At 32.3% G+C, this 13,048-nt stretch carries 11 protein-coding genes; 3 read left to right on the plus strand and 8 right to left on the minus strand.

Going from position 1 to position 13,048, the window contains the following annotated elements:
* Positions 1-81 precede the first annotated feature (81 nt).
* From MHH94_RS11695 to MHH94_RS11710, 4 genes are all read right to left on the minus strand, one after another.
* Positions 82-870: an alpha/beta fold hydrolase gene (locus MHH94_RS11695; protein WP_340841199.1), complete on the minus strand. Its 789-nt coding sequence runs from the start codon at positions 868-870 to the stop codon at positions 82-84.
* A gap of 198 nt (positions 871-1,068) precedes the next feature.
* Entirely contained in the window at positions 1,069-3,000 is a 1,932-nt protein-coding gene (locus MHH94_RS11700) for a PTS fructose transporter subunit IIABC (RefSeq protein WP_058591644.1), read from the minus strand.
* A gap of 18 nt (positions 3,001-3,018) precedes the next feature.
* Positions 3,019-3,930 carry a 1-phosphofructokinase gene (gene pfkB, locus MHH94_RS11705; RefSeq protein WP_058591645.1) on the minus strand — a complete coding sequence of 304 codons (912 nt, stop codon included), beginning with the start codon at positions 3,928-3,930 and terminating at the stop codon, positions 3,019-3,021.
* Positions 3,927-4,688, minus strand: a complete 762-nt coding sequence (locus MHH94_RS11710; RefSeq protein ID WP_048539968.1) for a DeoR/GlpR family DNA-binding transcription regulator — start codon at positions 4,686-4,688, stop codon at positions 3,927-3,929. The genes pfkB and MHH94_RS11710 overlap by 4 nt, the downstream gene beginning before the upstream one ends.
* Before the next feature lie 173 nt (positions 4,689-4,861).
* On the opposite strand from MHH94_RS11710, the gene MHH94_RS11715 reads away from it, so the two are divergent.
* Positions 4,862-6,055, plus strand: a complete 1,194-nt coding sequence (locus tag MHH94_RS11715) for a M20 metallopeptidase family protein (protein WP_058591646.1) — start codon at positions 4,862-4,864, stop codon at positions 6,053-6,055.
* A 69-nt stretch (positions 6,056-6,124) separates the two neighbouring features.
* Here the strand turns inward: MHH94_RS11715 and MHH94_RS11720 are convergent, their stop codons facing one another.
* Together MHH94_RS11720 and MHH94_RS11725 are read right to left on the minus strand one after the other, a co-directional pair.
* On the minus strand, positions 6,125-7,033 hold the full coding sequence (locus MHH94_RS11720) for an aldo/keto reductase (RefSeq protein ID WP_340841202.1): 909 nt from the start codon (positions 7,031-7,033) through the stop codon (positions 6,125-6,127).
* Positions 7,034-7,044: 11 nt separating this feature from the next.
* Complete coding sequence (locus MHH94_RS11725) at positions 7,045-7,974, minus strand: CobW family GTP-binding protein (protein WP_078355495.1); 930 nt, start codon at positions 7,972-7,974, stop codon at positions 7,045-7,047.
* A 203-nt stretch (positions 7,975-8,177) separates the two neighbouring features.
* Here MHH94_RS11725 and MHH94_RS11730 point away from each other — a divergent pair, with 203 nt between their 5' ends.
* Positions 8,178-8,624: a MarR family winged helix-turn-helix transcriptional regulator gene (locus tag MHH94_RS11730; RefSeq protein WP_025904738.1), complete on the plus strand. Its 447-nt coding sequence runs from the start codon at positions 8,178-8,180 to the stop codon at positions 8,622-8,624.
* Positions 8,625-8,719: 95 nt separating this feature from the next.
* Here the strand turns inward: MHH94_RS11730 and cydC are convergent, their stop codons facing one another.
* Positions 8,720-10,387: a thiol reductant ABC exporter subunit CydC gene (gene cydC / locus MHH94_RS11735; RefSeq protein WP_119648946.1), complete on the minus strand. Its 1,668-nt coding sequence runs from the start codon at positions 10,385-10,387 to the stop codon at positions 8,720-8,722.
* A complete protein-coding gene (locus MHH94_RS11740; protein ID WP_078355966.1) occupies positions 10,384-11,997 on the minus strand; it encodes an ABC transporter ATP-binding protein/permease in 1,614 nt (537 codons plus the stop codon). The genes cydC and MHH94_RS11740 overlap by 4 nt, the downstream gene beginning before the upstream one ends.
* 160 nt (positions 11,998-12,157) lie before the next feature.
* Between MHH94_RS11740 and MHH94_RS11745 the strand changes: the two genes are divergently transcribed.
* Positions 12,158-13,003: an undecaprenyl-diphosphate phosphatase gene (locus MHH94_RS11745; protein WP_058591649.1), complete on the plus strand. Its 846-nt coding sequence runs from the start codon at positions 12,158-12,160 to the stop codon at positions 13,001-13,003.
* The last annotated feature ends 45 nt before the right edge of the window (positions 13,004-13,048 follow it).

Raw genomic sequence — 13,048 nt, forward strand, 5'->3', positions numbered from 1 at the left:
TATTTTTAGTGTAGCATATTTTTATCACAATTTAAATGATATAAGAAAGAATGTAAATGTAGAAGTCTACACATACATTCTTTATATAGCCGTAGTTCCAACATGTTGCATGATAAATTTAGAACTAATTTTATTAAAAGCATCAGGTTGATCAATATTACATACATGACCAGCTTGCTCTATTATTTCTATTGAAAAAATTTCATTCTCTTTAACGAGTCTTTCAACTGGAGGCATAAACAAATAATCTTCTTCCCCCATGATAAAGAGTGTCGGAATATCTCTTGTTGCAACTTGTAAATGTGCTAAATAAGGATTTACAAGCTTCGTTAATTTAACCCATTTGATAAATTGTTTTTGAGACACTTTCTTAGCTTCATTCACAAATCTTAAGCGAGATTCTTCATGAGCTTTCCTAGGCATAATAATGTAAGCAAATAATTTATAAAGCAACATATACGGCACAAAATTCATAATTGTACGGCCGATAGCTAACAAGAATTTAGTCCTTAAATTTACATTAATGATGGCGCCACCTAACACCAATGTCGTAATTCTCTCTGGATATGATTGCGCCATTGTTTGGCCAACTATTGTGCCAAGGCTCATGCCAATAATATGAGTCTTATCTATTTTCAAATGGTCCAATACATCTACAACTTCTTTTGCTAAATGTTCAAACGAATCATTTTTCTTCCATTCTTTATTCGCAGATTTCCCGTGCCCCCTCAAATCTACGAGTAATATATTAAAATGTTTCCTATAATATCTCATTTGTTTAAACCAAATCGAAGAACTACCACCAGCTCCGTGTATCAACGTAACCCATTCTGCGTCATTTGATTTGATAATTGTCTTGTAATATAACATTGTTCACATCTTTCCCTATGTTTACCATTTTCTACATATTATAATAATTTAATCATATAAAAATTTCCCCAACTTTTCAATTTTAAACATGTTAAATCAGCATCATACTTTTGGCCGAGGATTTAAAGCACTGACTAAAAAAGCTGTCTACAAAGTCACAACTCTGTAGACAGCTTTTAATTTAACACGATATATTGATTATTCTACTTCTTCTGCGATTTCAATTTGCTCTTTCGTTAATTTAGGTTTAATAACACCATAAATAATTGCTGCAACTAATGCACCGACAACTACTGCTAGTAATGTTTGTAACACATGACCGAAGTCAGTTGCAAATATAACAAAGATACCGCCATGTGGTGCTTGAATTCTTGAACCTAATCCTAAAGCTAACGCTCCACCAATACCTGAACCAACCATCATTGATGGAATGACACGTAATGGATCTGCTGCTGCAAATGGAATAGCACCTTCTGTAATGAATGATAACCCCATCACATAGTTTGGAATAATAGAACCTTTTTGTGCTTTAGTAAATTTCTTTCTAAATATTAACATCGCTGTTGCTATTGCTATTGGCGGAATCATACCACCGACCATAGCTGCAGTAATTGCTGCTGCGTTTCCTTCAGTTAACGCTGCTGTCGCAAATACATATGCCGCTTTATTAAATGGACCACCCATATCAATTGCCATCATTGCACCAAGTACTAAACCTAATAACATAATATTAGAACCAGATAAGTTATTTAATCCGTCTAATAATAAATTGTTTAACCATGCTGTTGGTGGATTTACCACATACACCATAAGTAACCCAGTAAGTGATACTGATAAAATTGGATAAATTAATGTAGGTTTTAAACCTTCAAACATTTGAGGTAAGTTCTTAAATACATATTTGATACCTTCTGTTAAGTAACCTGCAAGGAAACCAGCGATAATACCACCTAAGAATCCTGAACCACCTGCTACTGCTAGCATACCACCGACTAAACCAGATGCAAAACCAGGTTTATCTGCAATACTTCTAGCGATGAAACCTGCTAAAATAGGCACGATTAATTTAAATGCACTTTCACTACCAATCGACCATAAATTAGCTGCAAATTCGTTATATTGTCCGCTCTTTGGATCGAATGAGTTTTCACCAAATAAGAATACGATTGCCATCAAGATACCACCAGATATAACAAGTGGTAACATATTAGAGACACCATTCATTAAGTGTTTATATATCGTCTTAGACACACTTTGTTTTTCATTGCTAGAAGCACTACTTTGTTTCACACCTTTAGCTACGAATGGTTTGCGTGATGTGTCTTGTGCCATATTGATTAATTCTTCTGGGCGTTTAATACCATCAGCAACCGGAACTTGAATCACATTCTTACCATCGAAACGATCTGTTTCAACATGTACATCTGCTGCTACAATGATACCTGATGCTTTTTCAATTTCTTCATCAGTTAAATGATTTTTAATACCACCTGAACCATTTGTTTCAACTTTAATAGGTACACCCATTTTTTTAGCTTGATTTTTCAATGCATCTGCAGCCATATAAGTATGTGCAATACCTGTAGGACATGCTGTTACAGCTAATACAAGTCCTTTTTCTGAATCCGCTTCTGCATTCGTTACAGCTGCTTCTTCTGAAGATTCATCTGAAGCTTCATCATCATGCTTATTAATGATATTTAACACTTCTTCTTTACTTTTTGCTTGTAATAACTCTGCTCTTACATCTTCATCCATCAAAATGCCTGAAAGTTTAGCAAGGGCATCTAAATGTGTTTGTGCACCACCAGCTGGCGCTGCAATCATAAAGAATAAATGAGCTGGTTGCATGTCTAATGATTGATAATCTACACCTTCAACAGATTTACCAAAAGCAATCGCAGCGGATTGTACAGCATCTGTTTTAGCATGAGGAATCGCAATACCTTCACCAATTCCTGTTGTACTTTGTGACTCTCTTGCATGAATCGCCTGTTTAAAAGTTGCTTCATCGCTTAATTTCCCAGCGCTGTTTAATTGCGCAACTAACTCATCAATGACTTGATCTTTACTTGTTGCAGAAAGATCCATTGCAATAGTTTCCTTCGTTAATAGTTCTGTAATTCTCATTTTAATAACCTCCCTATTTTAAACATGTTTAATGATTACTTTAGAAATTATTTTTTCTATATCTTCTATATTAGCTAAGTCCGCATTAAATGCTGTTGCTGTACCACAGCTTACCGCTAATTTAAATGCTGATTCTATGTCTTTGTCTGCTTCTAATCCTGCTACCATACCAGCAACAGTACTGTCACCTGAACCAACTGTATTCACAACTTGACCACTTGGTACGATAGCTTTTAATCGTGTTTGTTGATCCACATAAATAGCACCTTCTCCACCGAGTGAAACGATGACTGCTTGAGCACCTTCATTTAATAATTGCTCAGCACATTCAATGACTTCTTGATCCGTTTCAATTTGTGTATCAAATATTTCTTCTAATTCATGTTTATTTGGTTTAACAAATTTCGGATTATATGCTAGTACTGATTTCATCAAATCTTTCTCAGCATCCACGATTAAATTCGCACCAGTCTGTTTAAGTATTTCTGCTACTTCTTGATATACTGGATTTTGTAGTGAACTTGGTACACTGCCCGCAATTATAACCGTATCTTCTGATTGCGTATTTTTCATTTTCGTTAAAAATTCTTTGTAGTCATGAGGTTCAATATTTGGCCCCGGTCCATTGATTTCAGTTTCTAAACCAGATTTCAATTTCACATTTATTCTTGTATCATCTTTAACTTCTACAAAGTCAGTTAAGATGTTTGCTTGATTAAGTGCATCTTTAATAAAATCTCCAGGAAATCCACCTATAAAACCTGTCGCTGTGCTTTTGATATCTAATGTTTGAAGTACTCGAGAAACATTAATACCTTTTCCACCAGCAAACTTGTTTGTTTCATGTGCTCTGTTTAATTCACCTACTTCAAATTGATTTGTAAACATTACATAATCAATTGATGGATTAAACGTAACTGTATATATCATTTTAGTCCTCCGTTAATTTTATATTTTTCTTTAAATTGATTTAAATTAGTTAATGTTTGAATCGCTTTGTGAGAAGTTAATATTTCTATTGATTTCTTATATGTCACTTCCGCAAACGATACTTCATTAAATTTAGAATGATCTAACAAGACATATACTTGAGATGCTAAATGAATAGCCTTTTCTTTCATTTCAGATTCGTACGGGTCTGGTGTCGTTAACCCATAGTTCAAATCAATGCCATTCATACCAATAAAAGCTTTGTCAAAACGATATCTTTCAAGGGATTTAACTGCATTGACGCCTATATTCGCAAATGTCGTTGCTTTTACTTCTCCACCTGTCATATAAACCGAAATGCCTTTTTCTAATAACGGTCTTACATGTGTTAAACCATTTGTTACAACGATAATATCTTGTTGTGTAATAAATGGAATCATTTCTAAAGTAGTTGTCCCAGCATCTAAATATATCGTATCTCCGTCTGAAATTTGACTGACAGCTAATCGTGCAATCTCTTGTTTTTCATCTTGATGTCGCGATTCTTTATCTGTCATATTACGCTCTTCATGGCGCTTTGCAATTTGAGTTGCACCACCATGAACTCTTTTGAGCAAACCCCTTTCTTCAAGTTGAGATAAATCTCTCCTAATTGTTGATGTACTTGAATTCGTCAAATTAATAAGTTCTTGTAGAGATACTGTTTCCCGTAAATTAATCTCTTCTAATATTAATTGGTGTCTTTCAGTCGTTAACATACAATCTCCCCTATTCCTCTACATAATAAAACGTTTTCATTTCAATGTCAATCACTTTCGTTCACTTTCAACCAAAATCAACCAAAAATTTTTAGTTGTTTTATAAGTGCAATCATTTTATACAGTAAAAGATTACTGTTATACTTTTCTAGTATAATTTTAGGAGGTAAATCATGAACAATTTAAAAGAAAAGCTTTTTAACCTAATTGAAAAGAAAGAAAGTGACATGATTGATATTAGAAGGCATTTGCACCAACACCCAGAACTCTCATTTGAAGAAGCGCAAACTGCTGAATATATTAAATCATTTTACGAAGGCAAAGATGTTAAAGTAACACAACCTTTAGAAAAAGAACATGCTATTATTGTAGAAATTAAAGGTGGTCAAGAAGGTAGAACGATTGGTTTAAGAGCTGACTTTGATGCTTTACCTATAACTGAAGAAACAGATGTTCCTTTCAAATCACAAAATGAAGGTGTTATGCATGCTTGTGGCCATGATGCTCACACTGCTTATTTAATGGGACTTGCAGATGCACTTATTGAAATTAAAGAAGAATTACCTGGCACAGTTAAAATCATTCATCAGCATGCTGAGGAGAAACCTCCTGGTGGTGCTAAAGCACTTGTAGAATCTGGCGCACTTGATGATTTAGATGAAGTTTATGGTATCCATATCGTTCCAGTAGCTGGACCTGAATTTATTGGTTACAATAAAGGACCATCATTCTCAGGAAGTTCAACATTCAAATTGACGATTAATGGTTTAGGCGGACATGCAGCAAGTCCACACAAAACACATGATGCATTAGTTGCTGGGACAAACTTTGTAAATGCTATTCAAACGATTGTATCAAGACGTATCGATCCATTAGATATGGGTGTCGTTACGATTGGCGCATTCGAAGCACCAGGTGGATACAACGTTATTCAAGATAGCGTTACAATCAAAGGTACTGCTAGATATTTAAACCCTGAATTAGAAGAAACAATGTATCAAGAAATCAAAAAAATTGCAGATAGTGTTGCAGTTGGATTCGATATTGAATATGACTTAGATTATCAATTTGGTTATCCTGTACTTTACAACCATCCAGAACAAACTGATAAAGTAGCAGAAATATTATCAAATAGTAACGGCGACTATTTCCAACAGTTAGTTGAAATACCTCAAGTTACAGGATCAGAAGACTTCGCCTACTATCTACAAAAAATTCCTGGTTCATTCTACATTGTAGGCAGTAAACCAGAAGGCGTAACAGAACCATATATGAATCACCACCCTAAATTTGATGTGAATGAAGATTGCTTGCAAGTAGCAGCAAAATCTTTAGCAGAAATTACATTAAATAGATTAGAAAAATAAATATTAATATAAAAAATGAGGCTGGAACCTGTATATTGGTTCCAGCCTCATCTTTATATCATTATCATACTATAGTATATCTTCACCACGTGATGCGACATAAATATCGAACCACTCTTGATCTGTTAATTGTAATTTCGTAGCATCTACAGATTCGTCGACTCTTTCTATCTTACTTGAGCCTACAATTGGCATTACTTTTGATGGCAATCTGAGTAACCAACTGTAAATGACCGTGCTTACTGATACGTTATATTTTTCTGCTAATGGTTGTATAACTGCCATAATGCCTCTTGCTTTTTCATCAGTTTGATCAAATAATTTACCGCCAGCTAATGGACTCCATGCCATTACTTTAACATCATGTTGCAACATTCTATTTAATGTACAATCTTCAATATTTTCAAGTTGATATGGTGATACTTCAACTTGATTGACTGAGATATGAGACATTTCTTTCTTCAAACTTTCATTTAATAATTCATATTGATTGCATTTAAAGTTTGAAACACCGAACGCTTTTATTTTTCCTTGTTCAACTAAATGCATCACTGCACGCGTCATTTCATCTGGATCCATTAATGGAGATGGACGATGAATCAGTAGTGTATCGATGTAATCTGTCTTAAGATTTAAAAGCGATTTATCAACTGATTCAATAATATGATTATAACTTTGATCATATCGATGACCAGTATTTTTAGCGATTTGATCATTCGGTAAAATAATACCGCATTTTGTGACGATTTCAATTTTCTCTCTTAAATTAGGTGTTAATGCTAATGCATCACCAAATAATGATTCACATGTATAATTACCATATATATCAGCATGATCCATTGTTGTAATGCCTCTATCAACAATTTCATGTATAAAATCATTTAATTGTTGATTGTTATAACCCCATTCATTCAATCTCCAAAAACCATGTACAATTCTAGAATAACTAACATGTTTATTTATACGAATTCTTTCCATCCCATCATCTCCTAAGAAAAATTCAACATATCTAACTTGTTGCGAATACTTGCTTTATCTATAGATTCACCTATTATGACAATTGTTAAAGGCATATTCATTATTTCTGGTTCATATTGAGGTACCCCAAATGCATATTGAAATAAATAGGTTTGTTCTGGTTCTTCCCTAAATTTGAGAAATCCTTTAATTCTAAGAATCGAATCAGGTAATTGTCTTAAGAAATTCATTAATAGTTTCATTTCTATGGGACCACTAAATGTATAATTTATGGATTGAATACCGTGATGATGACTATGTTTAGCTTGAAGTGACAAAACTTCATTTACAGGTATTTCAACACCATCAATATTTGAAAACTGCGTAAAGTGTAGCACTGGTTGATGTTTGATTGTTTGTAATGACGTTTCTAATGATGCTTTTTCTTCAGCAGATAATTCATCAGACTTATTAATAATAATCAAATGAGAATATAACATTTGTTCTTCCATTAATTGTTTCGTCTGAACGGTATATCTCGATCTTTCTAAATATCTTTTCCCGTCCATTACACCAATAATTGTTGGCATTTCAACTTTATCTACTAATGTAGGGTTTTGACATGCATCCACTACTTCTACAGGATGCGCAATACCAGTAGCTTCAATTAATACAAGATCAGGCTGGTCTTTATGATATAAATTATGTAATACAACTTCAATATCATCTTTCAATGAGCAACATATACAACCATTTAATAAACTTTGAGTAGAGACATCATCACCTAACAAATTACTATCAACATCAAAAGAACCAAATTCATTCATAATGATTGCGACCTTTTGGCCAGAGTTTTTTGCTTTCATGATGAGTCTTTGAAGTAATGTTGTTTTACCACTTCCTAAAAAACCTGTCAAAATTGTTACTGCCATTTTATTTTTATTCTTCATACTTTGACTCATATTCAAACCACCTTTCTGTAATTATATGATATAAGTTCAGAAACTACAAAGACTTAAAGTTCATCCTATAACTTATACTTTAAATATTCATAAATTACACATCACTAAAATATTTACAAAATAAAAATATTCATTATATAATGAATTAGGAGATTTCAAAAAAAAATAATGAACCATTGCATTTGTAGTTTGGGGGAAAGATTATGCCGGATAAATTAGATATCCAAAACCAATTGTGTTTTAATTTGTATAATGCGCAACGACAAGTTAACCGCTATTATTCAAACAAAATTTTCAAGACGTACAATATTACATATCCACAATATTTAGTATTAACGATTTTATGGGAAACCGCACCGGTCAATGTCAAAAAGCTTGTAACAGACTTAGCCCTAGATACAGGTACTGTATCCCCTTTATTAAAAAGAATGGAAAATTTAGATTTAATTAAACGTGTACGTTCTGAATTAGATCAAAGAGAAGTGTTTGTTCATCTAACTGAAAAAAGTGAACAAATGAAACCACATTTACACCAAGCTTCACATTTAATTCAAGATGTATCAGAGTTAAATGATGAAGAAACCAATCAATTAAACAACTTATTACAAAAATTGATCAATAATGTAGATAAAATCAATCAAGAAAAATAATACAGCAAGCCTCTATCATCTTGCTCAAAATAAATAAGCATATCACGCAACTGAATTCTCAGTTTAAAGTGATATGCTTATTTTTTATCTATTATTTAATCTAATTGCTCATTAAATTGAATGACTTTATATAAATAACCTTGTTCTTTAATGAGTTGTGTATAACTACCTTGCTCTATGATATGTCCTTCATTCATAACGATTATATGATCGAAGTATTGTAAATATTTCAAGTTGTGCGTCACAATTACAATCGTATCGTCTTTATTTAATAAGAGATTCATAACATTTTCTTCATTTTCTTCATCTAATGAAGCTGTTGGTTCATCAAGTAACCATATTTGTGCTTTTCTTAACAACAATCTTGCTAAAGATAAACGTTGGCGTTCCCCACCTGAAATATTCTCAGCATTTTTAGTTAGCTGCTGATCTAAGTTTAAATGCTTTAAATTCACAGCAGCAAGAACGTTAGTCATAAGTTCATCTTCCACATCAATTAATAAATTCTCTCTTACTGTGCCTTCGAAATAATGATTATGTTGCAACATTGTATTGATTCCATTCACATAATCTTCCTGAATCATATGAGACAACTGTTCACTTTTATAGGATAAACTGCCATCATTCACACTATATAATCCCATTAATATATTGAGCATCGTTGTCTTACCTGAACCTGAAGGACCTATAATAGCTACATGATCCCCTTTATTTATTTCAAAGTTAATTTGAGATAACGTTTCTCTTTCTTGGAAGTCATATTTAAACATTACATTCTCTGCTTTATACAATGCATGATTTTGAACTGAACGTTCTTGAGGCACCTCAAATGATTGATTGATGACTTCTTCAATATTTTTAAGACTTCGCTCTGTATCCGCTTTGTAAAATGCAACATTAGTCATCGGGATAGCTTGTTCAAATAACGTAATTGTAATCATTAATATACTCGCAAAGAATACAGCGTTTAATACACCGTCTTGTATTTGCCAAAGACATAAAATGGTCATACACCAAATACTCACCATAGATGATAAATTCAGCATAAAGTCATAAGAACTTAAAAATTTCTGTTCTTTATATTTTCTATCTTCATATTGGTATTGTTTATTTAAAACTTTCTCTTTAAATGCACGATATTGTTGGAATCTTTTTAATTCTGAACGTCCTTTTTCAAAATCAAAGTATTCAGCCACATATGCTTCTTCACTTTGTTGAACAGCTTCAGCTAAGCTTTCAGCTCTTTTAGCTGATAAATAAGGGATGACTATGACTGACATTAACATTGAAAGTCCTATAATCACACCGACATATATATTGAAATTAATCATCACGAGTATTGTTATAAATGTCGTAATGATAATAACAATTGGTGGATAATATACTCTTAGTAAAATATTTTGTAATCGTTCAACATGGTTTACCATTTGCGTTAATAAATCACTCGAACGGTATCTTCTAAATACGTTTGGAACAATTGGGATGAGTTGATTAAATAAGTTAACACGTATATCCCTCAACATTGTAAATGTAGAACGATGCGAATATAATCTTTCGAAATATCTAGTAATTGCACGAACAAAACCAAATAACTTAATAGATACAATTAAAATCATTAATGCATATAAAGGTGTTCCAAGTGCACTTTTAGATATCATATATCCACTTAATGCAAACATTCCAAGTGCAGTTAGCATGCCAAAGACGCCTATTACAATAGAAAGATAGAAGTCTTTATCAAATTTAATTTTTATTTTTTTCATGACATACCACCACCTTTTTGAGATGCGTCATATGATTGAACTGTTCCATTATGAATTTCTATAAAATCAGTGGCATATCTCAACACTTCTTTTCGATGCGCGATTGTGAGAATAGTCTTTTGATGCGCAAATTGGTTAACAGTTTGCACGATAAGTTGTTCGGTTTCAATATCTAATCCAGTTGTTGGTTCATCAAAAATAACCACATCTGGATCAAGTAATAGTAATCTGGCTAGTTCTATTCTTCTCATTTCTCCACCAGACAACATTTCATAACCATCACCAATCATAGTATGCATACCTTTAGATAATTGTTTTACTTTTTCAAGTAAGCCCACTTCAGTTAACACTTCATTAACACGTTTTTCATCATAATTTTGGAACATCGTGACATTTTCATACAAAGTTGCGCTAAAAATATAAGGTCTTTGAGATAAATAACCCATTTTTAGTGGTTTTTTATAAATAATCTTACCTTCATTGAGATTTAATTCATTTAACATAAGTTTGATTAATGTCGATTTACCAGCACCACTCGGTCCAATAATTGCTGTATGATGATTTTCTTTTATACTTAAATTGATTTGATCAAATGAAAAATCTTTACGCTCTGGGTAAGTGAATGATACATGATCAAATTGAATGAGATCTTCATCATTAATATTTGAGTCAATATGAATGTTTGAAGCTTGTATAGATTCTTCATTACTCATTTCTTCAATCAATTCAATATAACCTTCACTTTGTTTACCCGTATGGAAAGCTTGTCCTAGGTCTTTAATCGCATTATAAAATTCTGGTGCTAATAATAAAGTAATGATGGCAACTACAAAAGATACATCGTGAAATACGATTAATCTTAGGCCAACTTCAAGTGCCACAATACCTATTCCAAGCATTGAGATAAATTCCAACATTAAGCCTGATAAGAAGGCACTTTTCAAAATTTCCATTGTTAAATCTCTAAATGACGTACTTGATTTATAGATTTTTTCAGTCGTTTGATGTGTTCGATTGAATAGTTTTAACGATACGAGACCTTTTGTTAAATCTATAAATTCTGCTGCAAATTGATCTAAAGATTGCATTTGGTCTTTCGCTTTATCACGAGTTCTTAGTCCAAAGACAATATAGAACAGTGGAATAAATGGCGCTGTAATCATCATAATTAAAGCAGCTGGCCAATGAATAAAGAGTAATGTAATGATAATCGTTACTGGGATAATGGTTGATTTGAAGACTTGAGGCAAATAAGATTCATAAAAAGGATGTATACCCTCAACCACTTCAGTAATCATTGTTATTTTAGTTCTATCTGTTTCATTATTTATCAATTGATGTCTAACATCTCTTTTAACTTTATAAGAAAGTTTTTGTCCTGATAATTGATTAAGGTAGTTAAAGCATGCTCTTAAAAGCAATACAATGAGCAAGATTGCTAGCCATAAATAAAGTTGTTGACCATTTGATTTTACGACGAGCATTTGGTTAATAATTTTCCCTAAATATATATTTTGAAATACGACTGTTATACTTAATAAAAACGAAGCGAGAAACATAAATATTTGCAACGTTTTATAATGCATACTATACTTTGTTAAATCTTTCACAATCTCACCACCTTGTTCCATTATAACGCCTTTATGAAAAAAATAAACTAAAATGTATTATTAAATATTAGCATATTACATTGTAATATTTGGTACAATAATGATACGGTGATTGTCTCTAGATAACCACAGACTTTCATAAAAATAGAGGAGCAAAGCTATGTTTATATTAGAATTAATAAAAGCCATTATATTAGGTATTGTTGAAGGTTTAACAGAATTCGCACCTGTTTCATCTACAGGACATCAAATTTTAGTAGATGATATGTGGTTAAAGTCTAAAGCCTTTCTTGGAAGCGAATCAGCATTCACATTTAAAGTTGTGATCCAATTAGGTTCGATCCTTGCAGCAGCATGGATATTTAGAAATCGATATTTTGAAATGTTACATATTAAACAAAACGAACAGAAAAAAAGAAAATTAAAATTGTCACATATTATTGTCGGGCTTGTACCAGCTGGTATTCTTGGACTATTATTTGATGACTTTATTGAAGAACATTTATTTAGTGTTCCAACTGTATTAATCGGTTTATTACTTGGGGCTATATATATGATTGGTGCGGATATGTATTCTAAACGCGTCACAAATCCACACAAAGTAGATGATATGAACTATCCAAAAGCATTTGTAATTGGTCTATCTCAAGCAATTGCATTATGGCCAGGATTTAGTCGTTCAGGTTCAACCATTTCGACAGGTGTCTTCTTAAAGTTAGATCATAAAGCTGCTTCTGACTTTACGTTCATAATGGCAGTACCCATTATGTTTGCAGCGAGTGCAAAAGCATTACTTGGAAATCTACAATTTATAACATTGGATCAAATACCTTTCTATATTGTAGGGTTTATCGCATCATTTATATTTGGACTTATTTCTATTAAATTATTCTTAAAACTGATTAATAGAGTTAAATTAATACCTTTTGCGATTTATCGTATTATTTTAGTTATTATTATTGCCATTGCATATTTCGGTTTTGGAATTGGTCAGAATATCGGCTAACGTATCGTACCAATCGTTTGAAGATTATGATTTAGGGTATTGGAA

The sequence above is a fragment of the Mammaliicoccus sp. FSL K6-3158 genome (genome assembly GCF_038005105.1).
GTDB classification, from domain to species: domain Bacteria; phylum Bacillota; class Bacilli; order Staphylococcales; family Staphylococcaceae; genus Mammaliicoccus; species Mammaliicoccus sciuri.